Source organism: Brevibacillus sp. AY1 (genome assembly GCF_029870785.1).
GTDB lineage: Bacteria > Bacillota > Bacilli > Brevibacillales > Brevibacillaceae > Brevibacillus > Brevibacillus invocatus.
Window position 1 is genome coordinate 65,747 of record NZ_JAFLPN010000006.1, and the last position, 22,949, is coordinate 88,695.

Annotated in this window: 25 protein-coding genes and 3 pseudogenes; 21 read left to right on the plus strand and 7 right to left on the minus strand. The window is 49.8% G+C overall.

Annotated features, from left to right (window positions below; translation table 11 throughout):
* The first annotated feature begins 184 nt into the window (after positions 1 to 184).
* The 3 genes from JZI27_RS08035 (at position 185) to JZI27_RS08045 (ending at position 1,498) form a co-directional block, all read left to right on the plus strand.
* Positions 185 to 565, plus strand: a complete 381-nt coding sequence (locus JZI27_RS08035) for an Lrp/AsnC family transcriptional regulator (protein WP_280207234.1) — start codon at positions 185 to 187, stop codon at positions 563 to 565.
* 4 nt (positions 566 to 569) lie between these two features.
* Positions 570 to 1,187, plus strand: coding sequence for a LysE family translocator (locus JZI27_RS08040; protein ID WP_122908709.1), 618 nt, complete (start codon positions 570 to 572; stop codon positions 1,185 to 1,187).
* Positions 1,188 to 1,261: 74 nt separating this feature from the next.
* Positions 1,262 to 1,498 (plus strand): hypothetical protein, encoded by a 237-nt coding sequence (locus JZI27_RS08045; RefSeq protein WP_251243550.1) that lies wholly within the window; start codon positions 1,262 to 1,264, stop codon positions 1,496 to 1,498.
* A 110-nt stretch (positions 1,499 to 1,608) separates the two neighbouring features.
* On the opposite strand, the gene JZI27_RS08050 is transcribed toward JZI27_RS08045, so the two are convergent.
* Positions 1,609 to 3,021, minus strand: coding sequence for an RsmB/NOP family class I SAM-dependent RNA methyltransferase (locus tag JZI27_RS08050; protein ID WP_122908707.1), 1,413 nt, complete (start codon positions 3,019 to 3,021; stop codon positions 1,609 to 1,611).
* Between the two features lie 84 nt (positions 3,022 to 3,105).
* Here JZI27_RS08050 and JZI27_RS08055 point away from each other — a divergent pair, with 84 nt between their 5' ends.
* From JZI27_RS08055 to JZI27_RS08070, 4 genes are all read left to right on the plus strand, one after another.
* The gene (locus tag JZI27_RS08055; RefSeq protein ID WP_280207235.1) at positions 3,106 to 3,867 is read left to right on the plus strand and encodes a hypothetical protein; all 762 of its coding nucleotides are present in this window, start codon (positions 3,106 to 3,108) and stop codon (positions 3,865 to 3,867) included.
* Positions 3,868 to 3,887: 20 nt separating this feature from the next.
* Entirely contained in the window at positions 3,888 to 4,841 is a 954-nt protein-coding gene (locus tag JZI27_RS08060) for a methyl-accepting chemotaxis protein (RefSeq protein ID WP_280207236.1), read from the plus strand.
* Between the two features lie 91 nt (positions 4,842 to 4,932).
* Positions 4,933 to 5,262, plus strand: coding sequence for a C45 family peptidase (locus JZI27_RS08065; protein ID WP_280207237.1), 330 nt, complete (start codon positions 4,933 to 4,935; stop codon positions 5,260 to 5,262).
* A complete protein-coding gene (locus tag JZI27_RS08070) occupies positions 5,183 to 5,584 on the plus strand; it encodes a carcinine hydrolase/isopenicillin-N N-acyltransferase family protein (RefSeq protein WP_280207238.1) in 402 nt (133 codons plus the stop codon). The genes JZI27_RS08065 and JZI27_RS08070 overlap by 80 nt, the downstream gene beginning before the upstream one ends.
* Positions 5,585 to 5,652: 68 nt before the next feature.
* On the opposite strand, the pseudogene JZI27_RS08075 reads toward JZI27_RS08070, so the two are convergent.
* Positions 5,653 to 6,541, minus strand: a pseudogene (locus JZI27_RS08075) (glycerophosphodiester phosphodiesterase family protein).
* 195 nt (positions 6,542 to 6,736) lie between these two features.
* Between JZI27_RS08075 and JZI27_RS08080 the strand changes: the two are divergent.
* Together JZI27_RS08080 and JZI27_RS08085 are read left to right on the plus strand one after the other, a co-directional pair.
* Entirely contained in the window at positions 6,737 to 8,161 is a 1,425-nt protein-coding gene (locus tag JZI27_RS08080) for a hypothetical protein (RefSeq protein ID WP_280207239.1), read from the plus strand.
* 92 nt (positions 8,162 to 8,253) lie between these two features.
* Positions 8,254 to 8,355 (plus strand): annotated as a pseudogene (locus JZI27_RS08085) (sigma-70 family RNA polymerase sigma factor); the annotation flags it as partial.
* Positions 8,356 to 8,626: 271 nt separating this feature from the next.
* On the opposite strand, the gene JZI27_RS08090 reads toward JZI27_RS08085, so the two are convergent.
* The 4 genes and pseudogenes from JZI27_RS08090 to JZI27_RS08105 all read right to left on the minus strand — a co-directional run.
* Positions 8,627 to 8,845 carry a YbaK/EbsC family protein gene (locus tag JZI27_RS08090; RefSeq protein WP_280207295.1) on the minus strand — a complete coding sequence of 73 codons (219 nt, stop codon included), beginning with the start codon at positions 8,843 to 8,845 and terminating at the stop codon, positions 8,627 to 8,629.
* Positions 8,846 to 8,907: 62 nt separating this feature from the next.
* Positions 8,908 to 9,078 (minus strand): hypothetical protein, encoded by a 171-nt coding sequence (locus JZI27_RS08095; protein WP_280207240.1) that lies wholly within the window; start codon positions 9,076 to 9,078, stop codon positions 8,908 to 8,910.
* Positions 9,079 to 9,105: 27 nt separating this feature from the next.
* Entirely contained in the window at positions 9,106 to 9,792 is a 687-nt protein-coding gene (locus JZI27_RS08100; RefSeq protein WP_280207241.1) for a class I SAM-dependent methyltransferase, read from the minus strand.
* Between the two features lie 47 nt (positions 9,793 to 9,839).
* Positions 9,840 to 10,001: pseudogene (locus tag JZI27_RS08105) on the minus strand (suppressor of fused domain protein); the annotation flags it as partial.
* A gap of 221 nt (positions 10,002 to 10,222) precedes the next feature.
* Between JZI27_RS08105 and hppD the strand changes: the two are divergent.
* Positions 10,223 to 11,314 carry a 4-hydroxyphenylpyruvate dioxygenase gene (hppD, locus tag JZI27_RS08110; protein ID WP_280207242.1) on the plus strand — a complete coding sequence of 364 codons (1,092 nt, stop codon included), beginning with the start codon at positions 10,223 to 10,225 and terminating at the stop codon, positions 11,312 to 11,314.
* Positions 11,315 to 11,481: 167 nt separating this feature from the next.
* Positions 11,482 to 12,096, plus strand: a complete 615-nt coding sequence (locus JZI27_RS08115; RefSeq protein WP_280207243.1) for a MerR family transcriptional regulator — start codon at positions 11,482 to 11,484, stop codon at positions 12,094 to 12,096.
* Positions 12,097 to 12,165: 69 nt separating this feature from the next.
* Here JZI27_RS08115 and JZI27_RS08120 read toward each other — a convergent pair whose 3' ends face one another.
* Positions 12,166 to 13,599: a sigma-54 interaction domain-containing protein gene (locus JZI27_RS08120; RefSeq protein ID WP_280207244.1), complete on the minus strand. Its 1,434-nt coding sequence runs from the start codon at positions 13,597 to 13,599 to the stop codon at positions 12,166 to 12,168.
* Between the two features lie 268 nt (positions 13,600 to 13,867).
* On the opposite strand from JZI27_RS08120, the gene JZI27_RS08125 reads away from it, so the two are divergent.
* The 10 genes from JZI27_RS08125 (at position 13,868) to JZI27_RS08170 (ending at position 22,897) form a co-directional block, all read left to right on the plus strand.
* A complete protein-coding gene (locus JZI27_RS08125; protein WP_280207245.1) occupies positions 13,868 to 14,533 on the plus strand; it encodes a CoA transferase subunit A in 666 nt (221 codons plus the stop codon).
* Complete coding sequence (locus JZI27_RS08130) at positions 14,533 to 15,195, plus strand: 3-oxoacid CoA-transferase subunit B (protein WP_280207246.1); 663 nt, start codon at positions 14,533 to 14,535, stop codon at positions 15,193 to 15,195. Before JZI27_RS08125 ends, JZI27_RS08130 begins: the two co-directional genes overlap by 1 nt.
* Before the next feature lie 87 nt (positions 15,196 to 15,282).
* Positions 15,283 to 16,101 (plus strand): transporter substrate-binding domain-containing protein, encoded by an 819-nt coding sequence (locus tag JZI27_RS08135; protein WP_280207247.1) that lies wholly within the window; start codon positions 15,283 to 15,285, stop codon positions 16,099 to 16,101.
* 83 nt (positions 16,102 to 16,184) lie between these two features.
* Complete coding sequence (locus tag JZI27_RS08140) at positions 16,185 to 16,847, plus strand: amino acid ABC transporter permease (protein ID WP_280207248.1); 663 nt, start codon at positions 16,185 to 16,187, stop codon at positions 16,845 to 16,847.
* Positions 16,848 to 16,859: 12 nt separating this feature from the next.
* Entirely contained in the window at positions 16,860 to 17,600 is a 741-nt protein-coding gene (locus tag JZI27_RS08145; RefSeq protein ID WP_280207249.1) for an amino acid ABC transporter ATP-binding protein, read from the plus strand.
* A 126-nt stretch (positions 17,601 to 17,726) separates the two neighbouring features.
* The gene (locus JZI27_RS08150) at positions 17,727 to 19,454 is read left to right on the plus strand and encodes a LytS/YhcK type 5TM receptor domain-containing protein (protein ID WP_280207250.1); all 1,728 of its coding nucleotides are present in this window, start codon (positions 17,727 to 17,729) and stop codon (positions 19,452 to 19,454) included.
* Positions 19,429 to 20,232 (plus strand): LytR/AlgR family response regulator transcription factor, encoded by an 804-nt coding sequence (locus JZI27_RS08155; RefSeq protein ID WP_122908690.1) that lies wholly within the window; start codon positions 19,429 to 19,431, stop codon positions 20,230 to 20,232. Before JZI27_RS08150 ends, JZI27_RS08155 begins: the two co-directional genes overlap by 26 nt.
* 34 nt (positions 20,233 to 20,266) lie before the next feature.
* Positions 20,267 to 20,443 carry a hypothetical protein gene (locus JZI27_RS08160; protein WP_280207251.1) on the plus strand — a complete coding sequence of 59 codons (177 nt, stop codon included), beginning with the start codon at positions 20,267 to 20,269 and terminating at the stop codon, positions 20,441 to 20,443.
* A gap of 154 nt (positions 20,444 to 20,597) precedes the next feature.
* Positions 20,598 to 22,688: a carbon starvation CstA family protein gene (locus tag JZI27_RS08165; protein WP_122908688.1), complete on the plus strand. Its 2,091-nt coding sequence runs from the start codon at positions 20,598 to 20,600 to the stop codon at positions 22,686 to 22,688.
* On the plus strand, positions 22,685 to 22,897 hold the full coding sequence (locus JZI27_RS08170; protein ID WP_122908687.1) for a CstA-like transporter-associated (seleno)protein: 213 nt from the start codon (positions 22,685 to 22,687) through the stop codon (positions 22,895 to 22,897). Before JZI27_RS08165 ends, JZI27_RS08170 begins: the two co-directional genes overlap by 4 nt.
* The last annotated feature ends 52 nt before the right edge of the window (positions 22,898 to 22,949 follow it).

Sequence of the window (22,949 nt, forward strand, 5' to 3'; positions counted from 1 at the left end):
TTCATCCATCAGGGGAGTGGGCAGTTTTTTTGTGCATTAATATTTTTCGAATAGCCAGAAGCATTACTTGATAATCAGAAAAAAATAAACTTTTTAATGTGATTTCGTAAATATTTTCGTTGATTTAGATAAACACCCTAATTAATTTAGTAATTTCGTATAATAGGGAAAAGGAGGGATTCGAGTGGATCGGATCGACGAAGAAATCTTGAAATTACTAAAGGAAAACGGGCGGATGACCAGTTCAGAGATTAGCAAGCACGTACATTTGTCTGTACCTGCCGTTTCGGAACGGATTCGCAAGCTGGAGGAAGGGCAGGTTGCCTTCATCATGGTCCAGCTGGAAAAGCCGGAGCACGTGGCGGGCTTCCGAACGATGATCGTACAGACGCCAAGCGTGTTGGAATGTCATCATCTCGCCGGAGAGTATGACTATCTGTTGAAGGTGGCGCTGAAAAGCACGGGGGAATTGGAACAGCTCATCTCCGAACAGATCAAGCGGTTAGAAGGAGTATCCAAAACGAATACGATGATCGTTCTTTCGACCATGAAAGAGGAGATGTGAGGGGATGGCCATATGGGAAGGCTTGCTGTTTGGGATGCTGCTTCAATTATCCGTAGGGCCCGTATGCATGGCCGTATGGCAGCGTTCGATCAAGGAAGGCATACGAGAGGCGCTGAAGATGATTGTCGGGGTTGCCAGTGTGGATGCTGCTTATATGATCGCAGCCATCGGGGGACTTTCCTTGCTTTTGCAGATTCCCCTAGTCAAAGGTGTGGTTTTGATAGGAGGCGCCGCCATCCTGGTCTGGTTTGGCGTCAGCAGTCTGCGCTCGAAGCCCGTAGAGCATACACCGGAGCGGAATAGTCAAACAGAGAAGAATGGAAGGGGGGGCTTTTGGTACGGTGTCATGCTGACGCTGACCAATCCGCTAACCATCCTGTTTTGGTCTGGAGTTTTTGGTTCTCTCATGGCCTCCCATACCCTCCCTGACAGTATGTCGCTGGCTGGCTTTGTCGTAGGGTGCCTGCTGTCAACCTTCATGTTTCTGACTGGAATAGCAGTGCTTGGTCAGTGGATGTCCAGATTCCTGAATCCGCTCTGGATCAATCGTTTGGACAAGATGGTGGGAGTCTTTTTGATCGGATTTGCCATAATCTTGTTGCAAAAAGGAATTATGAGCTGAAATCATGTTTCCCCCATACCCCAAACTGGGTAGAATAGAAGGAGAACAAGTACAAGGTATGAGGAGAAACGTTGATGACAGATGCTTGTCTGAAGTGCGGTAGTCCAATGAACCCCAGAGAACTGATCTGTTCCGTGTGCGGACAGAATGATCGAGAAGAATACCAGCTGATCCGCAATTACGTCAGAAGCTATCCCAATTCCAATGCCATGCAGATTGCGAATGCAACGGGTGTCTCCGTCTCCAAAATTTTGCGTTTTATCAGGGACGGTTCCTTGACCGTAGTCGATCAGGATACTCACAGAAGATAAATGAGATGAAAAAATAGCCCACTGCCCAAGCAAAACGTGCTGATGGGCATGTGGACATTTTTTTAAGTCGCTCCCTGTGGAAATAGCCTCGTTAGGAGTATCTCAATGGCTTAGACCCAGCGCAGGCCTTTTGGATAATGGTTCTTCAATTGCCCATCTGCTTGCTTACCCCATCCGATGGAAAAACCGTCTACGGTAACGAGTGTCCAACCAGGTTCACCTTCCCGAAGAAGTGCTTCGCCGCGCAAATAGCGCATGACTTCTTGGTCATCAGCCTTAAAATTTGCGTGGCCGACCACTTCTTCGGGAGACAAGACGAGAGCGAGAGCATGACCCGGCTCAAATCTGTTCTTTTTTACGGTGCCCAGGTGTAGACCTACCCGGAGTACTTTTAAGCCATCCCAATTGAGGGTTGGAGCAGGAGAGTAGAATAGCTGGTCGCCAAACAGCAAAAAGGCAGATTCATCAGAAAGGCGTTTTGCTGTATACGGAATGACTTCGACAGCAAATTTCTGCCAGGCAGCAATCGCTTCTTTGCGGCCGGCGGGCAGTGACTTGGACGCGCGTTTTTCCTTTCTTTTCGGAGGCTCCTGATCATTTTGACTGTCCTCTTTTTTACGCAATTTGGCGAGATAATGCCCTTCTCCCTCCAGCAGATGGGGCCATAGTCTTGCGGTCAGGCGCAAATCATCGGTCTGTGGCTTTGCCCATGCGGGTTGACCTGGAGCGAACCACTCGGGATGAGGCAAAGGGATCAGCTCGAACTCCGGATGGCGCGTGAGGAACGTGGTGATGCTTTGTTCATTTTCCAACGGAGCAAAGGTGCAAGTCGAGTAGACCAGGGTACCGCCGGGCGCAAGCATTCGGGCAGCAGCATCGAGGATATCCAGCTGCATGTGGTGACATTCTGTGACCTTTTCCGGGGACCAGTCTTCGATTGCCTCTGGCAGCTTTCGGAACATGCCTTCCCCTGAGCAGGGAGCGTCTACCAGAATGCGATCAAAGAACAGAGGGAAGCGTTCCATCAGTCGTTCTGGCGTTTCATTGGTTACGACGGCATTTTGTACAGCACAACGTTCCAGATTCTCCGATAGGGCACGGGCTCGCTGCGGATGGATTTCGTTGGCGATCAGAAGTCCTTCACCCTGCAGAGCGGCAGCCAGCTGCGTCGATTTTCCCCCAGGGGCGGCACACAAATCGAGAATGCGCTCACCGGGTTGTGCGCCAAGAGCTTCAGCGGGAGACATGGCACTAGGCTCTTGCAGGTAGTAAAGACCGCATGCATGATAGGGGTGTTTGCCTGGACGAGCTCCGTCTGGATAACGGAAGCCCTCTGGACACCAGGGGATGCTCTCCAGCTCAAAGGGAGAGAGCGTGATAAAAGCATCCCGATCGATCTTTAATGGATTGACTCGTAGACCGTGGGAGATGCTTTTGCGGTAGGATTCTAGAAATGCTTCAAAATCCTGGTGGAGCAAGGATTGCATGCGTTCTGTAAAAGCAGCAGGCAGAGTTGATGTCATGAAAGCCTCCTTGTCAGATTTTGGCCCATAATAAAGGGAAAAGGTAGAATGATGGCGAATCATAGCATTTGAGGTGAGAATGTTATGAAAGGAACCCGTGCGGAACGGTATCGCTCCCGGCGGAGAAACGACTCAGATGTCAGCCGGTTTTGGATCATGGGGTTGCTTTTCTCACTGTTGGTGCTTGCCTTCGAGTTCTTGATCGAGATTCCCGTGGATGCTGTCTGGCTGCAAGAGATGGAAATGGCCCTGTTTTCAGCCAGCTTTACGCTGCTTGCCTTCTATCTGCTCGGACTGACCTTTGTCTTTTCACGCCAGCAAAGGGCAGGGGCGATCAATCACCAGGTCATCATCTACGTATGGCTAGGAGCCATTTTGTTTCACTTGTTCCTGCTGATCAGCAACCTGAACAATCAGCATGTGTACAAAGCAGGGATTATCTTATTTTTGGGCCCTTTATTTTTAACTGTCTACCATTTTATCACGTACTTGTCTGCTTTGCGCGAACAGCGTGAAGAGGAAGAGGCGGCTTCTTTGGCCTCGCGGGAACGGACTGCCTATCAAATGATCTTAGAGGGCAGCAAAGTGTACGCGGAAATCAATCGTCTAAAGACGTTGTACCCTGAAGTCGAACAAATGATACGCGCCAATGATTTCCACGACAAGCTCGAGCGCTATGCCTGGGAAATGCAGCAGTACTTGCAGGCCAAGCATTTTGAACGCAAGGACGTGGAAATTTTGGAGGGCCATTATTATTTTCTAGAGAACCTGCTTTTATTGGCGAAACAACACCCGGGAATCATGGAATCACGCACATTTGCCTATCGAGTAGACAAACCTTTGTAGAGAGAAGGAGAGGATTGGAGATGTTTTGGCGAAAGAACAAAGGGAACGTGGAAAATGAGGTTGCAGCGACATCTGTTGCAACACTGGACGTACCGGAAGAGAAGCAAGAGGAAGCAGCCCTGCAGGAAGAATTGCAAGCTATTTATGAGAAGCTGGGCAACATCCTGGCACAAAATGCATCACTGAACACCCAGCAAGCGCAAATCGAACAGCTGGGCCAACAGATGCATCAGATCGTGGAAAACATACAACGAATCAATGAAAATGACGATGAGTCAGCAGGACAGCTCCATACGCGTGGAGAACGGCTACGAACGATTTGCCTCCAATCTGTTGGACAAGTCGAAGGTGGCATGAAAGCCATGAACGATGTAGTGAACGTCATGTCGCAGCTGGAACAGGAGTCAACCAATACCTCTCTGTCCATGAGCAGACTGGAGGAGCGCTCCTCAGAGATCACGAGCATCGTACAGGTGATCAGCGATATCGCCAACCAGACCAATCTCTTGGCACTCAACGCGGCGATTGAGGCTGCACGTGCAGGTGAACAGGGCAGAGGCTTCGCGGTTGTGGCGGACGAGGTGCGCAAGCTTGCTGAGATGACTGCCAATTCCACGAAAAATATTGCCGAATTGATTGGCAAAATTCAGGAGGAAACCAAAGAGGCGCTGTCCAATAGTGAAAAGAACAGCGACGCCATCAAGAGCGGGCTCTCCATCAGCAAGGAAGCATCGAAAAAGATGGAAGGCATCGTAAGTTCCTTCCAGGATGTACAGGAAGAAGTTTCGGGAGTCATGCAAATTATCGATCATCAAAAGCAATTTGCAGACGAAGTAGCGCGTGAGGTTACGCAAGCGAAGCAAATGCTGGACCATTTGCAGGAGCAAATGGGGCTTCTGGTGCAGCAAGCTGATCTGGTCGAAGGTCAAGTAGAAGAGAGCGTGCAGGTAGTGAAAAAGCTATTGCCATCATAAGCTGATACATATACGTAACGACTGACAAAAAAGCGACAAGGAGAACTTCCTTGTCCTTTTTTCACTCTAGGGGGAAAGAGGGAGTATGGCGATGTCAAACTTTCAGGTGCAGGTCCTGCAGTTGAGAGATTCAGCATACCAAAATGGTCTTGTGCTAGGACAGCAATTGCGTAGCAATCCTATTGTCAGAACATTCGAGATGATCACCAGAGAAGAGATTGACGTGCAGGAAATGGCCGCGATTTACCGTGCCTATGCACCGCATTTGCTGGATGAGCTGCAAGGAATTAGCGAAGGGCTCGGGATTTCGTGGGAAAAGGCAGCAGCCTTGTTTGGCGGCTATGACGTGCCAAAAACAGACGCAATGGGTTGTTCTGCCATGTCCAGAGCAATTGTCTTGTGTCAATCACTTCCAGGTTGATCAGCTTGCAGAAAAAAATAGATCGGTCATTACAGGCTCATTGAAGCGCCAGGCTTATTTTCAAAGCTTGCGGGACAAGGCGCATAACCATGAGGAGATGTTTGCTCTCTTCAAGGACGTACAGTCCCCTCTCTTTTTTACTGACTATGCCGATTTGTTCGGCACCTTGCATACTTTTTCCTACGCCTACGAGAATGCAAAAATCATGACGTCCGTTGCCAGGGGCAGCCAGATCCTCGCCATTGATTTCGCAGATTGGGTGAGGGGCAACAATATCGAGACACAGTTCCTGAAAGGCATCATTGAGGAAAATAAGAAATAACTGTATGAACGAACGAAAGGGCTGTCCCGGATGTCTGACCGCAGACAAAGGGACAGCCCTTTTTTTACCTATTCCTGTTTATAGATTGGAGCTATACGATCTATGCGATTGGTCCAGATGCCTCCTGTATAGGAAGCGGGCAATCGTTGGACGTCCTCTAGTGAATCGAAGCCGCTGGAAAAATCACTGCCGTCTCCACCCACGATAATGCCCCGCGTATCGGCCTGATCCATTCTGTTCTGGAACCGATTTGGAAAGCCCCACAGCCACGGAGCAATTTTCTCCGGTATATGCAGCTGTGTGTGCTGCAAGGATTCAGGGACATAGCCTGTCCAGCCGATCAGGATGTACGGTATCAAACCTGCTTTCAACGTTGCCATCGACATGACCCTGACCTGTGGAAGAGATTCCTTCAAGGAAGCAATCGGCTCGTCTCCTCCGTAAACCGTTAGTTGGTTCAACCGCTCTTCCGGCAGTTTTGCGAGATAATCGGCTAGCTGCACGCCTTCTGCAGGATCATTGCTCTTGATATGAATCAGGAAAGACTTGTCAGGAAAGTGGGTAAGCACTTCATCCATCGAAGGCATCAAACCAACTCCTTTACCGCGAAAAGGATAGGTTTTTCCCTGATCAGCGGTATACCCGTAACCGACATCCAGCTCTTTCAGCGATATCAAATTCCACAATATCCGCTCCTGCCTGGAAGGCTGCTTCCATTGAAGGAATCGTGTTTTCCAGAAAGGGATGCTCAGGCTCATAAATTCGTTGAGCCGTACAGGTGTCGTTTTCTACACCTTCCAAAGAGAAGGTTTGGGCTAGTCCTCGATGTGCGAGAAGGACCGGCGAATCGTTCTTCGGTGAGGCCAGCAGTGAGCTGTTATTCACGTAGACAAAAGCCACGAATGCCAGGAAAATCAGGAACCATTTACGCTTGGATTTTTTCTTGTATTTGTACATAATTCCTCCTTCCATACAGGTATTCTAATGCAAGAACAGCCCAGACGAAAACATGAATTGAAACATTATGCACAATTGAGTCGTCCTTACTAATGTCTGAAGCTCCCCACATTGCGCGGGCAGTTCGGTCAGAAGGCTTATGCCGACGAGAAAAGCAAGACAGGCCAACTTACTCTAAGAAAATAGGGGGATGACATGTCGAGACGTATACTACCTTTGCTCGCTCTGCTTGCTGTTCTGGTTACGGGACTGTTTACTTCCGATGTTCCGACCAACACTAACTCTAAAATGCCCATTCAGAAAGATACACTGGACATCATGGGCGGGTCCATTTTGAAAAAGAGGGAATTCAGGTTTGAAGATGGCGATACATACTGGATGAATCAAGTTTCAGCAGACTACAATGACCAGCCTTACGTCATCACGATTCCGCTTCGAGAAGAGTTTGCTACATTTCGTTATCGAGAATTCTCTCAGGGAGAAGACAAAAAGCCTTACTGGAATATAGTCAACCTGCGTGACGTAACTACCCTTCCTGTGGCACCTGGGTTTATCGAGACTTCAGGCAAATACATCTGGATCGGTGAGCCGATCGTCTATAAAGAACTGGGGAATGGAACGGTAGAGACGTTCCCTGGGATGGAGCTTCCGATCGAAGTCGTGCAGACATCACGGGGGATCAATTTAGAGATTCGCCTGCCTCAAAGAGCGGGATACGTCAGTGAAATCTGGGCGATGGAGTCGAGAGAGCCGCTCGTGAGATGGGGCGAATACTCTTTGGACCAGGTCTGGCTTTCTCTGGATCTTACACAAAATGCGAAGTGGCTGTACAATGGCTACCATTACAAAAGTCCAACAACCTATGAACCGACAGCAGAAAACGGGTACTGGCGCATTCCGGAAAACTATATCCTCCGTTCCTTCCTCTTTACAGGAGGTAGCAAGGCGGCAAGCAATATGGGGTACGTCATGCTGAAGACCAGTTTGGAGCAGCAGGAGGAGGATGGCCATTGGAAAACACTGCCACTCTCTCAATGGCTGCGTGATGATTACGGGATACCGGATGGATTTTACGATACGCGTTTTAATACGGGAGCGGCCAATCTGATGCTGAAAGGCTGTACCCTGTATGAGGATGGGGATTTCTGTGAGTCAGCCCTCCAATACGCGGATTATTTTCAGCGTCATGCCAAAGCCAATCATTATGTGATAGAAGGGCCGCGAACAGGCTGGCTGGTGGAGGATTATGCTTCAACTACACCACATCTTCGCACACATGTATCGCTCAATCACCAGCTGGCAGAAGTCAATTACTTGTACAGCTTGTACCAGAAGTTCGGCAGGCCGCAAGACAAGGAGCTGGCCGATACGATGCTGGCAGGTGCGACCAACCTGGGAGAAAAATGGATTTTGGAGAACGGCGATCTGCACTACGCCTACTTCCCGGATGGTACTTTTGCCCGTGCTGACTATCCGTATCTGACCTATAACGATTTACTGGAGACGCAGCGACTCTACAAGGCTTTGTACGGCTGGGAAGAGCCGACGCTCGCCCGTTTGATCGAAAGTAAATGGGGCTGGATTCAGCGCAACAACATTCCTTATGTAAAAGTGCAATAACTCAAGCATGCAACAAGCAGGCATTCAAAGTGCCTGCTTGTTTTTTCGTATCCAAACTATGGGGCGTGGTATTTCTCAGGAGGGCCCTCTGAATGGAAAGTAAATATATGTACCAATTACTCACAAAAATGAAAGATGGTGATCAACAGGCATTTCATACGCTGTATGATGCCACCTATCAGGACATCTACCAGATATGAACCGTCCTTTCCACTTCTGTGGAGATGTTCTTAAAAGCAATCAGTCAGATGAACAACTGTTAAAAGCTATTGAACCCAAAGTATTACAAGTTATTGAATACAAATCTGAAACACCACAGAAGAAATAACAAAGAGAGTAATAGAAAATTGAAGTGATTGCTCGGAATGCCTTGCTCCAAATGGTATGACGTTTTGAAGATAAAATTCGAGAGTGAGGTCAAGGTCGCCAATCCTTGAATATCGTAATAGATGAAAAGCGTGTTTGTCATTCAGGCAGAGCTGGTAAAAAAGCAATCACTTGATTGAGCTTTTCAAGATCGGCTGGCTTGATTTTAAGGGTGTTGGTACCGACTCCAGTACCGCCGTAGATCGAGGCGTGGCGATACAGCTCCCGATCGAGGATCGTAGGGAGAGCGTGACCTGCGAGTGGCACACTGCCCACCGTGTATCCGGTAATCTGCTCCACCTCGTGGGGAGGGGCCATTTTCAACTGGGTGCAGCCTACCAGCTCGGCTACCGACTTGAGTTCTATACGACCGCGGGAGCCTAGAGAATCAAGGCCATGTACCCTTTCTCCGATTTGAGCACCAGCGTAGGGGCAGTTTGGCCCACTTCAATGCCCAGCATAGCGGCCCCTTCCTGTGCTGTACGAATTGGCCGATTGTGGCTGATCCATTCATAGTGGACATCGTTTTTCTGCAGCAATACCTTGAGCATATCCATTCATCCATCACCGCAATTCAATCAGTCTTGTCTTTTCAAGGCAAACAGCGTCAAGAAGCTCAATGCCTCCTGCAAGTCTTCAGGAAGGCGCTCTGCCAGTTCGGACGGAACACCTTCCTTGTACACCGGTTCCTCATCTATCAGGACAAAGCCGTTTTCCTGAGCCAGCTTTTTGGCTTCCCAAGGCATCATGGTATTCTGGATCGTCGTCTCGTCATAGAGTCTGCGATAACTGTGATTGCGTGGACCGGCTGTAGGACCCAAAATGCCCAGAACGAGAACACCTCCTGGCTTCAGGAGACGGTGAAGCTCCATGAGTGATTTCAGAGGGGAAGGGGTGAATTCTACCACGTTGATCGACAGGATCCCTGCAAAGGTTTGATCGGCGAACGGCAGCTGGCTGATATCGCCTGTCTGGAAATGGACATGTACGCCATGTTTTTCTGCCCGTGCCTGGGCAAGCCGAATCATTTCCCCGGCAATGTCTACACCTTCGACCTGATAGCCTGCGCCGGCTAGCTTGCAGCTGGCGTACCCATCCCCGCAACCGGCATCCAATACTGGACCTTGCTGTGGTGCTACCTGACGGGTCAAGAAGGGGAGGATTGTCTTGCGGCTTCCTGTTTCCCACATCGAATCGCTTTTTTGGTTCCATTCTTCTGCCATGTTGTCGAATGCTTTCGCTGTTTTTTCATTCCATTGACTCATCTGGTACGTCCTCCTGGATCCGAATTTTCCCCGATGATTGCATGCTCTTAAAAATCCAGATACTCCTTCTCACGTGCCATATCCGTGATGAGATCCGGATTGTCCTGCTGCATCACTTTGACAAAACGCTCACGTTCTTCTCTGCTTTTTCCTTTTATGGCCTGCAGCTCTTTTTCCGTAATCCCGACAAGTTGCAAGAAATCGAGTCTGCCATGTACGGTGTCTCTGCCCCTTTCCTCCCATCTATACTGCCCTTATTGTACCAGAGGTTTGGAAAAATCCAGCACTTTAAGCTATGAAAGCGTTGTAGCGTTTTCGCGGTGGTTGGTGTTCTTGCGAGGGAAAGCGTTTTCAATATATTCTCTAAGTAACGACAAAATCATACCAATTATCCCAAAAGTGTAAAAAACAAGTAAACGGAGGGTTAATGATGGGCAACACTGATTTTTTCCCGATTCAGGATTGGGACTACCTGGAGTTTTATACCGGAAACGCCAAACAGGCGATGCACTACTTTACCAAGGCATTTGGTTTTCAAGCAGTTGCCTATGCAGGTTTGGAAACCGGATCTCGGGAAAAAGTATCCTATGTACTCAAGCAAAAACATATGACATTTGTGATTAGTGGAGCTTTGACGCCGGATCACCCGGTTGCAGCATTCGTGAACAAGCACGGAGACGGTGTAAAAGACGTGGCATTGCGTGTAGAGGACTGTGAGCAGGCATATCGAGAAGCGATTTCCCGAGGGGCTATTCCAATCATGGAGCCGACTGAATTTTCCGATGAGTTCGGAACGGTGAAGAAAGCTGTGATTGGTACTTATGGAGAAAATGTTCACTCGTTTATTGAACGCAAAAACTACAACGGGCCGTTCTTACCTGGCTATGTCGCCTACGAATCATCGATTACCAGCGAAAGCACAGGCTTGATCGGGATCGATCATATCGTCGGCAACGTAGAAGTGATGGATGAATGGGTTTCTTACTATGAAAAAGTAATGGGCTTCACAGCCGTTCAAAACTTTAGCGATGACGATATCTCGACGGAATACTCTGCGCTGATGTCCAAAGTGATGCAGAGCGGTACAGGGAGAATCAAGTTCCCGATCAATGAACCAGCGGAAGGACGCCGCAAGTCGCAAATCCAGGAGTTCCTGGAGTTCTACAAAGGTCCGGGAGTCCAGCATATCGCTATTTTGACCAATGACATCATCGATACGGTCTCCAAGCTCCGTGCCAATGGTGTGGATTTCCTCTCCGTGCCGGACGCGTACTACGATGAATTGAAGGATCGCGTTGGTGAGATCGACGAGGATATTGAAACATTGAAAAAGCTGAAAGTCCTGGTGGACAAAGATGATGAAGGCTATTTGCTGCAGCTGTTCAGCAAACCGATTGTCGACCGTCCTACTTTGTTCATTGAGATTATCCAGCGTAAAGGGGCACGCGGTTTCGGCAACGGCAATTTCAAGGCCTTGTTCGAAGCGCTGGAGCGTGAGCAGGAGCTGCGCGGAAATCTGTAAAAGAAGACTAGAAACCCATTCGGCACATTGGATGTCGGTGGGTTTCTTTTTTGCGCCTTCAAAAAGAGAATTTAGTTAACGCTATATAAGAAGGAAAAAAGGCTGGAGAACGTGTTGACATTGACATTACGTCAATGTGTACAGTGAGGTTGTCGGGAGGTGAGCAGATGGAATACACCGTGCAAAAGCTGGGCCTACCGCTTGAACAGATCAAGGAGCTGGTGAATTCGCCAGCTTTTGATGATGCGAAAGCGCTGCGCGAGCATCGCGAGCAGCTCTTGGAAAAGAGAAAACAGTTGGATGTATTGATTGCCAACGTGGAAAAGACAATGGCACAAAAAGAGGGGAGAATGACGATGACAGACCGTGAGAAATTTGAAGGCTTCAAGCAAAGCTTGATCGACGAAAATGAACAGAAATACGGAAAAGAAATTCGGGAGAAATACGGAGACGAGGTCGTCGAACGCTCCAATGAAAAGCTGAGGGGGATGACCCCGGAGCAATATGAAGCGATGAAGCGATTGGAAGAGGAAGTCATGACAATGCTGGCGCAAGCGTTTCAACAGGGCGATCCAGCAGGGGAGCTTGCCCAAAAAGCCGCAGAGCTCCATCGGCAGTGGCTCTCCTTTTCGTGGAATGCGTACAGCAAGGAGGCTCACGCTGGCATCGTCCAGATGTACGTAGAGGACGAACGATTCAAGGCTTATTACGATAAGCATCAGGCTGGTATGGCAGAGTTTTTGCGGGATGCGGTATGGATATATACGAGTAACAAGTCATAATACGGATAAAAGGATGGACTGAAGCTTCGGCGACAGTCCATCCTTTCCTTTTTTGTGAGTGAAGAATACTCATCCGATGTTCTCTGTCTCGGGATCTAGCTGAATCTCGTATTTTTTAATTCTGCGCATGAGCAAGGATTGTGTGATGCCTAGGGCAGAGGCTGTTTTTCTTGTGGTCTTGTGCAGCTTCAGTGCGTTCGTAATAATTTCGATCTCGATCTTCTCCATTCGTTCATTCAGGGAGAGGTGTCCACCTAGTGTCAGGATGTTCTCATCAAGTTCATTGATACTGCGCAGCTCCTCTGGCAGGTCCGTGACTAGGATCTCGTCTGTCTTTGCGGTGATGACGATGCGTTCTACGAGATTCTCCAGCTCACGCACATTGCCTGGCCATTCGTAATGGTGCAGGAGATCCAGCACATCTGCGGAAAAACGGCGCTTTTGATTGTGCTTGGTATTGAATTTCTGCAGGTTGTGATGGAGCAGGGGGAAGATATCTTCCTTTCGTTCACGAAGTGGCGGTACATTCATCGGTAAAATATTGAGGCGATAGTAAAGGTCATGCCGGAATTTTCCCTGACGAACCAGTTCCAGTAGGTTGGCATTGGTAGCAGCGATGATGCGAATGTCTGCTGTATAGGTCTTGGTACCACCGATCGGCATGAAGGTTTTATTCTGCAAGAGCAGCAGCAGCTTGGATTGCAGGTGATAGGGCAGATCACTGATCTCGTCCAAGAAAAGCGTACCGTGATCCGCCATCTTGACCAGACCCATCTTTCCGGAATGATTGGCTCCCGTAAAAGCACCCTTTTGATACCCAAACAGCTCCGATTCAATGAGCGATTCCGGAATAGCACTACAGTTGACGTGGACAAAAGGAGCGCCACAGCGCTCGCTTAGCTGGTGAATCTGTTCAGCCAAATAGGTTTTCCCGACCCCTGTCTCGCCAGTGATCAGGACAGTCGTGTCTGCAACGGCCACTTTTTTGATCAGATCGAGCAGGGCGAGGAAAGTGCGGCTATTGCCGATCATGACGGTGGACAGGTTTTGATTGGCTTCTCGCTTCATGAGCTGAATCTCTTCGCTGTACCGCTTCAGGAGAGCGACTGTTTCCTCCAGCTGCGAGCTGGCCCGCGCTGCTTCGGTAATATCCCGGGAATGGGAAACAATCAGCTCCGGGTTTCCTTGATCGTCTGTGATCAGGTGTCCGGTAACGAGAAATTTCCCCTTTTTATTGACCAACTGGATGGTCGTAGTCGATTTTCCAGACTCCATGACGAGACGAGTGACGGAAGGATTGAATATCCCCATTGATTCCAGATCAGCGACATTTTGTCCAATGAGCTGGGATTTGGGCAAGCCGCACAAATTTTCGCTGGCATTGTTCAGCCAGATTGTGGTTCCTTGAGCGTCAGAGATGTAGATTCCGTCAGCCAAAGCGTTGAAAATATCGATGAAACGGCTTGTTTGAAACAAGGCAAGAATTTCTGCATCTCTCTCCATGATGAAAGATCCTCCATCTATTTCATGAATTTTCAGTAAGCAAATTGTAAACTGAATCGATTTTGATGACAAGTGAATCGATATCGATTCGATTGAAAAGAGGTATTTTTCAGAAAAGTGCATGGTTTTGAATCGGAATCGATTCAAGAACGTATCGAGAGTTGTCGAAAAAGCTGCAATCTCCGTGTTGTACCGTTTGGCATGATGTTTGCAATAAAAAAGAGCGATGGAGCCCAAATAGAAAGAAGAAGGGTAAGGAATAGCCGCAATGGTTTCAAAATTAATCACGATGGATGAGGCTGCAGACCTGGTGCAGGATGGTATTCGCTTGATGTACGGCGGATTTGGGGGGATGGGAACTCCTGATCAGTTGATCGACCAGATTTTGGACAAAGGGGTTCGTGACCTGACGTTGATTGGCAATGATGCGGGCTTCTCGAATCGAGGGATCGGCAAGCTCATTACGCAAGAACGGGTGAAGAAAATGCTCACTACCCACATCGGCTCGAATCCTCAGGCGGGACGGCAGATGATGGAGGGCAAGCTGGAGGTCATCTTTTTTCCGCAGGGAATTCTGGTCGAAAAAATCAGGGCTGGTGGAGTCGGCATCCCGGCGATTCTAGTAGAGCCGGGCATGGGTGTCGTGACCGCCAAGAAAGAACAGCTCATCGTATACGCTGGTGAAAAATATCTCGTGGAACCTGCACTGACAGCAGATGTGGGCATCGTCTATGCGAAGCAGGCGGATACTTACGGAAATCTGATTTACGAAAAAGCGGCTCGAAATGTCAATCCTCTGGTAGCGATGGCTGCGAAGACTACGATAGCCGAAGTGGAGGAGATCGTTCCAGTGGGTGAGCTGGACCCGGAGAGCATCGTCACTCCTGGTATTTTCGTCGATTACATCGTACTGACTCGCGGAGGGAATGACTAATGGTTCTGGACATCAATCATCGCAACATGATTGCACGCCGTGCCGCGCGAGAGATCTACCCGGGCATGGCCGTAAACCTGGGAATCGGAATCCCGGAGCTGGTAGCTGATTTTCTCCCGACAGAATGGAATGTGATGTTCCATTCGGTCAACGGCATCCTGGGGGTTGGTCCCACTCCTACAAAAGGGGAAGAGGATGTGCACCTCTTCAATGCAGGTGGTGCACCCGTCACGATCCATTCGGGGGCATCGTTTTTCGACAGCTCCATAGCCTATGGCATGGTTCGAAAGGGAAAGCTGGACGTGGCTTTTTTGGGAGCCCTGCAGGTGAGCCGCAAAGGTGACCTGGCGAACTGGATTGTGCCTGGTCAGCGTGTTTATGGCATTGGTGGGGGCGTTGAACTAGCACGCTACGCGAAAAAAGTCATCGTCCTGATGAGTCACCTGAATGAAAGGGATGAACCCAAAATCTGCAGAGAATGTACATTGCCGCTGACTGCCAAGAGCTGCGTTGACATGATCATCACGGAGAGGGCAGTGATCGAGGTTACCGAGGGAGGCTTGTACCTGGCAGAAGTGATGTATCCCTTCACATTGGAGGAAGTCATTACCAAGACGGATGCGCCGCTGATTATATCTGAAAATTTACAAATGTATGATTAGTGTCAGTCGAAGGGAGGTGGGAATGCGAGAGGCGTTTTTTGATAGGTAAACCAAACCGAACTGATTCCAAATAGGGGGAAAGAAAAAATGAAAAAGAAAATTAGCGGGTTAGCTGTCTTGATGCTTTCGATGTCATTACTGGTAGTGGGATGTGGTCAGTCTGCCGCACCAGCTGGAGGAAATGGTGGACAAGCCAGCGCGCCAGCAGCAAGCGGTTCTTCCATGACCAAAGAAGCGGGCACGTTCATTTACGCAGCATCGGGTGAGTATCAGCCATTCAGCTACTTCAAGGATGGTCAATTGACTGGCTTTGACATCGAGATCGGAGATGAAATCGCAAAACGTCTGGGCCTGGAACCGAAGCCAGTAACCTCTCCGTTCTCCGGCATCATCGCTGGGGTAAAAGAAGGGCGATACGATGCGGCCATCGCCAGCCATGCGATCACAGACGAGCGCAGAGAGCAGGTCGATTTTGCCGATCCTTACTACCTGTCTGGCGGACAGCTCTTCACACGTCCTGACGGAGATATCAGCACTCTGGAGGGATTGAAAGGCAAGGAAGTGGCTGTTGCTTTGGGGACCACACATGAGAAAATGGCACGCGAATATACAGACAACATCAAGACCTACGACAGTGATGTGACAGCCATGCGCGCGCTGGAGCAAGGCAAGCATGACGTAGTGATTACAGATAGCGTAGTTGGTGAAATTGCTATTCAGCAAGGTCTGAAGATCAAAAAGAGCGGTGCTGCCCTCACAGAAGTGCAGCATGGGATTGCAGTGCGCAAAGGCAACGAGGAACTGCTGAACAAAATCAATGAGGTGCTGAAACAAATGCACGAGGATGGCACCTACCTGAAGCTGAGCGAAAAGTACTTCCAACGCGACATCAGCAAAAAAGACTAAATCGTCCATGATCCAAATAACCTACCAAACTTTTTTTGCGAGAGTTTGGTAGGTTCATTCCATGACAAGCGAGGGGTGGCAAGGTGCCTAGTATCTCACATCTGATCGAAGAGTTTATCCGGACATTCCCGTTTTTCTTAAAGCCGTTGCTGTTGACGTTTGAATTGACGTTTGCTTCTGTGCTCGTCGGAACGGTGATCGGCTTGTTCATCGCGCTTTTAAAAGTATCCAGATTTTCACTCGCTCAAATGATTGCAAATGTATACATCACGGTGATTCGCGGTACGCCTCTGATCGTTCAAATCTTTGTTCTCTACTTCGGGTTTTATAAAGTGGTTGATTTGGGACAATTCTGGTCAGCCGCTCTCGCTCTTGCGGTTCACAGTGGTGCGTACATCGCAGAAATCTTTCGAGGCGCCATCCAATCCATCGACAAAGGACAGATGGAAGCCGGGCTTTCGCTGGGAATGTCTCCTGCCCAAACCATGCGTCGAATCATCCTGCCTCAGGCTTTGAAGCGCTCGATTCCACCGCTGGGCAATCAGTTTATTCTCTCACTGAAGGAATCTTCTCTCGCGGCGTTTATTGCAATGGACGAGCTTTTCTCGATGGCCCGCCGCTTATCAGCAGAGACCTTTGATGAAATGACGTTTTTCTTGATCGTAGCGGTATATTACCTGGTGATCGTGATGCTGTTCACATATCTGGTCAACAAATTAGAAAAGCGTATGGCAAAAGGGGACTAGAGGAGGGATACCATGAGCGGGAAACATGAGATGATTCGCGTCAGAAACCTGAAGAAAAGCTTCGGAGAGGTTGAGGTGTTGAAAGACATTAACCTGGAAGTGAACAAAGGAGAAGTGGTGGTGCTGATTGGCGCCAGCGGATCGGGAAAGAGCACCTTGATTCGATGCATCAATTTTCTGGAGATCAAGAACGGCGGAGAAATTCTGATCGAAGGAAACAGCATTGACCCGAAAAAGGATGATTTGTCCAAGATCAGGCAAAAGGTAGGGATGGTCTTTCAACACTTCAACCTGTTTCCGCACAAGACGGTGTTGGAAAATGTCATCGAAGCTCCCCTCATCGTCCGCAAGGCGAACCGGGAAGAAGCCAAAAAGGAAGCTATGCAGCTCCTGAAAAAAGTAGGCTTGGAAGAAAAGGCAAATGTCTATCCGTCCAGTCTCTCTGGGGGACAGAAGCAGCGTGTGGCGATTGCTCGTGCCTTGGCGATGAAGCCGGAGATTATGCTGTTTGATGAACCTACGTCAGCGCTCGATCCGGAATTGGTCGGGGAGGTTCTGGAGACGATGAAGCAGCTGGCCAAGGAAGGAATGACCATGATCATCGTGACGCATGAGATGGGCTTCGCCAAGGAAGTAGCGGATTGGGTGGCCTTCATGGATAGCGGAAGAATTTTGGAGCTGGCGCCACCGGAAGATATCTTCAACAACCCGAAAGAGGATCGCACGCGCGAATTTTTAATGCGTGTCCTATAAAAACAAGCATAGATGCAATGAAAAGCGGTGGTTTGATCTGTCGCTTTTTTTTGCGTTTACTTGACCAAATCTTCATTTCTTCACAATAATGAGAGATAGTGGAAGTTCGTGGAGGTGTGAAGGCCCGTGAATCTGGAATTGATGATCCCTTTGGCGGAGCGGACCGCTGTTCTGATCGTGGCGGCTCTGTTGTTTACGCGTGTTCGCGCTTTTCGGAGTATTTTGAATCAACGGGCGACACGCAAGGAAAATGCAATCATGGTATTGATTTTTTCGACCATTTCAATCATGGGAACCTACAATGGCATCTGGTATCAGGACGCTATCGCCAACTCCAGGGTGATCGGTACGGTTGTGGCAGGGCTTTTGGCAGGACCTTGGGTTGGCCTGCTGACAGGACTGATCGCCGGTATTCACCGTTATTCACTGGGCGGCTTTACCGATCTGGCCTGTGCGATCTCGACCATCAGTGAAGGGGTGATCGCGGGTTTAGTCTACCAGTATCGTCGGAACCGCAACCAGGAAATTGGGTGGACAACCGCTTTGATCGTCGGTTTTGTAGCCGAGTGGATGCAGATGGGGATCATCCTGCTGGTAGCGCGTCCGTATGCCGATGCTCTGGCGCTCGTACAGTCGATCAGCGTACCCATGTCCGTCGTCAACTCGGTGGGAATCGCCATCTTGATTATCATTATTGATCTGGCTAAAAAAGAGGAGGACCGCGTAGGGGCCCTTCAGGCACAGCGGACCATGCAGGTGGCGGACAAAACGCTCTCCTATCTGCGCCAAGGATTGACCTACGAGTCTGCACGAAAAGTAGCAGAGGAGATTTTGCGCACGACACGGGTTGCTGCCGTCGCTATCACGGATACAAAAACGGTGCTGGCACACGTCGGATCAGGGGCATCTCATCACGTCGTCGGTCAGGGGATCACGACGAAAGCGACGAGAGAGGTACTCGATACCAAGCAGGTGCTGATCGCCCGCAATAAAGAGGAGATCGGCTGCAGGGAACAAAACTGCGCGCTACGCTCCGCAATTTTAGTTCCTCTTCTGCGCAAACGGGAGACAGTAGGTGTTTTGAAGCTATACCAGGATCGTTCACGCAAGCTGTCTGCCGTCGATCTGGAGCTGGTTCGAGGCTTGGGCAACCTGATCTCGACTCAGCTGGAGCTGGCCGAGCTGGAAAAGCAGTCCCGCCTTTTGGCAGATGCGGAAATCAAAGCTTTGCACGCACAGATCAATCCGCATTTTTTATTTAATGCCTTGAATACGATCGTTTCGTTCATCCGCTTCCGGCCCGAACAGGCACGTGAGCTGTTGATTCATTTGAGCGAATACTTCCGCAGAAACCTGCATGACTCCGGGGGATTTGTGACTCTGTCGGAGGAGCTGGAGCACATTGAGGCGTATCTGTCGATTGAGCGTGCCCGTTTTGGAGAGAAGCTGCAAGTCGTCTACGAGGTTGAGCGAGGGATTGAGCGATGTGTCGTTCCAGGGCTGATCCTGCAGCCTCTGGTGGAAAATGCAGTCAAGCACGGATTGCTACCCAAAAAAGAAGGAGGGGTCGTGACCATCTCGGCTCGCCGCCTGGAAAATCAAGTGCTGGAGCTGACTGTCGCCGACAACGGGGTAGGCATGACCGAGCAGGAAATCCACCATCCGCAGCAGCAAAAAGACGGAAAGAGGCGCCTTTCCGGAATCGGACTGACCAATGTTAAAAGCCGTATCCAATCCATCTATGGACCTCCACATGGCATTACCATTAAGAGCGAGCCAAACCACGGAACGACCTGTGTCATACAACTTCCTGTAGGAGTGAATGTGAGTGCTAAGAGTATTCATCGTGGATGATGAAGCGCCTGCTCGAGCAGAGCTTCGATTTTTACTGGAGCAATTCTCAGACGTCTTGGTGATTGGCGAGGCGAGCAATGGCGAGGAAGCGATGGAGCAGGTCATGATCATGAATCCAGATGCCATTTTTTTAGACATTCACTTGCACGATCGGGACGGGGTAGACCTCGGCCAGGAGCTGTTGGAATCGATGCACAAGCCACCTGTGATCATCTTTGCCAGTGCGTATGAAATCCACGCAGTACGCGCATTTGAGACGGAGGCAGTCGACTACATCGTCAAGCCGTTCAGCGAGGAGAGGCTGGAAAAAACGATGAATCGGCTGCGGAGGCTGATGGGTACTAGGGAAGGAAAGCCCAATCCAGCATCGTCGGAAGCGCAGCCTGCGGAAAATCTGGAAGAGAGACTGCATCATTTGCTGCAAAACGTGCTGACCGAACAAAATCCACGCCGCGTACCCGTCGAAAAAAATGGCAAGATCATGCTGATCGACCCCAACGAGATCGTATACGCAACGCTGGAAGGGCGCTATGCCAGCATTTACACCGTTTGCGAGCAATACGCGACCTCCTTTACCTTGCAGGAGCTGGAGAATCGACTATCACCACACCAGTTTTTCCGTACCCATCGCGCTTACATAGTCAACCTTGGAAAGACGGCCGAGCTGGTGCCATGGTTCAAAGGGGCGATCCACCTGGTCATGCAGGATCAGCGGAATACGGCAATTCCTGTTAGCCGCAATGTCGTGAAGGAATTGAAGCGCAGACTGGGATTTTGATGCAATCAGCTAGCAAGTGAAAGGAGTGGAGCACATGCTGAAATCACTGATCGTCGGCTGTATACTTCAGGCTGGCATTTGGCTGATCAGCTTTTTCATGCAGGATCTTACCTGGGCAGATACCTTATCGTTTTATCTGGTGGGATCATGCATCCTGCTCGCAGCCCTTCCAAGCCTTATCGTCTATCTGCTCATGCTCTATGTGTTCTAGGATTTATTATGAATCCGCTTACATCCATGTCCCGTCTGCTACCGTTCGTGCCCCATTTTCTACCATTCATCCACTTTCCCTATGGTCTGTCCCCTCGCTATGATACCTTCGATTCAGGTGAATTGCCTGAATATTGAAGCGAGGAGGAGAATGAATGAAGAAATGGCTTCTCTCAGTCCTAATCTGGGGCGGGATCGCCGCGCTAGGGGCCGTCGGTTTTGGTGTGTTGGCCCTGTCACGCGGTGAATCAGTCAACTCATTCTGGCTGCTGACTGCTGCTGTCTGCACTTATGCCGTTGCTTATCGTTTTTACAGCCGTTACATTGCCAAGAAAATCATGGGTCTCGATGACAATCGGGCCACACCTGCAGAGGTGAACAACGACGGGAAGGACTTCGTGCCGACGAACAAATGGGTTTTGTTCGGACACCACTTTGCTGCGATTGCCGGTGCAGGACCGCTCGTAGGTCCGACACTCGCCGCCCAGATGGGGTATTTGCCGGGCGCGATCTGGATCATTGTGGGGGTCGTGATCGGCGGTGCTGTGCAGGACTTCATCATTCTGTTTGGTTCGATGCGCCGCAATGGAAAAACATTGGGGCAGATCGCCAAGGAAGAGATAGGACCCGTAGGTGGAGCACTTGCGTTGGTTGGTATTATTGCGATTATGATCATCCTGATTGCCGTACTGGCAATGGTTGTGGTCAACGCACTTGCAGAGTCTCCTTGGGCTACCTTTACGATCTTCATGACCTTGCCGATTGCGATATTGATGGGATTGTACATGCGATACATCCGGCCTGGACGAGTCGTGGAAGGCTCCCTGATCGGACTTGCGCTCCTGTTTCTGTCTCTCTGGTGGGGTCAGGCGGTAGCGGCTTCACCGACATGGGGACCTGCTTTTACCTTCTCCAAAGTACAGCTGGCCTGGATGATTATCGTCTACGGCTTTGTTGCATCCGTGCTGCCAGTCTGGCTGTTGCTGGCGCCTCGTGACTATCTCAGCTCATTCCTCAAGGTAGGGACGATTGCGGTGCTGGCCGTAGGGATTATTCTGACTCTGCCACCAATGCAAATGCCTGCCCTGACCAAGTTTATCGATGGTACCGGACCTGTATTTGCGGGCAATCTGTTCCCGTTCCTGTTTATCACGATCGCCTGCGGGGCCGTATCTGGTTTCCATGCCCTCGTCTCATCGGGAACGACGCCGAAGATGATCGCCAAGGAATCACATGCTCCGCTGATCGGTTATGGCGGCATGCTGATGGAGTCCGGAGTCGCGGTCATGGCTTTGATCGCGGCGTGTGTATTGACGCCAGGTATCTATTTTGCGATCAACTCACCGGGAGCCGTAATTGGTGCGGATGCGGTCGCCGCAGCGCAAACCATTTCCAGCTGGGGCTATACGATTACGCCTGACATGATCACGACCCTGGCTGATGACATTCAGGAGAAGACGATTCTCTCCCGCACAGGTGGCGCACCATCACTAGCGATCGGGATGGCAACGATATTCTCGGGAATTTTGGGCGGTAAGGCACTGATGGCTTTCTGGTACCATTTTGCGATCCTTTTTGAAGCCGTTTTCATTCTGACGACGATTGACGCAGGTACACGTGTAGGGCGTTTCATGGTGCAAGACATGCTGGGCAACGTGATCCCGAAAATGAAGCAGGTAAATTGGCTGCCGGGCAATCTCATCGGTTCTGCCATTATCACGATTGGCTGGGGGTACTTCCTCTTGCAAGGGGTCATGGACCCGCTTGGAGGTATTTACACACTGTGGCCACTCTTCGGAATTGCCAACCAGATGCTTGCAGCCATTGCTTTTACCGTGGGAACCACGATTATTTTCAAAATGGGCAAGGCGCGTTATTCCTGGGTAACACTCGTACCGATGGCTTGGTTGACAGCGGCTACGCTCACGGCAGGCTGGCAGAAGCTGTTCCATGCTGATCCGAAAATCGGCTTCCTCGCACACGCAGATGTGTTCCAGAAAGCATTGGATGCAGGAACACTTCCGGCAGGGGTGAAATCAGTGGAAGCCGCGCAAAAAATGATCTTGAACGACCAGATTGACGCTGTGGTGTGTGCGATCTTTATGATCATCACGATCGGCATCATCGCAGATGGCATACGGTTGTGGACCAGCATCATTCGGGGCAAAAAATACCAGCTGCAAGAATCCCCCTATATCCAGTCCAAAGGGGATATCCTGGATGGAACGGGACATCACGTAGCATGAGGAAAAAGTGGAGAGCGATTCGCAAGTCCTTGCGCCGTGTGAGTTCCGCGATCAAGACGATCTTTGGCATGCCGGACTACGATCGTTATCTGCAGCACTGGTATATCACACATGCTTCGCCGGGAGTTTTCCCGATGACAGAGCGCGAATACTACATCTATGCTTTGCGTGAGCGTTATGAAAAAGGCGGAGTTACACGTTGTTGCTAGAGAGCTTTCGTAAAGGGGGAGGTCCGAGGAAAAGATCGGATCTCCCTCTTAT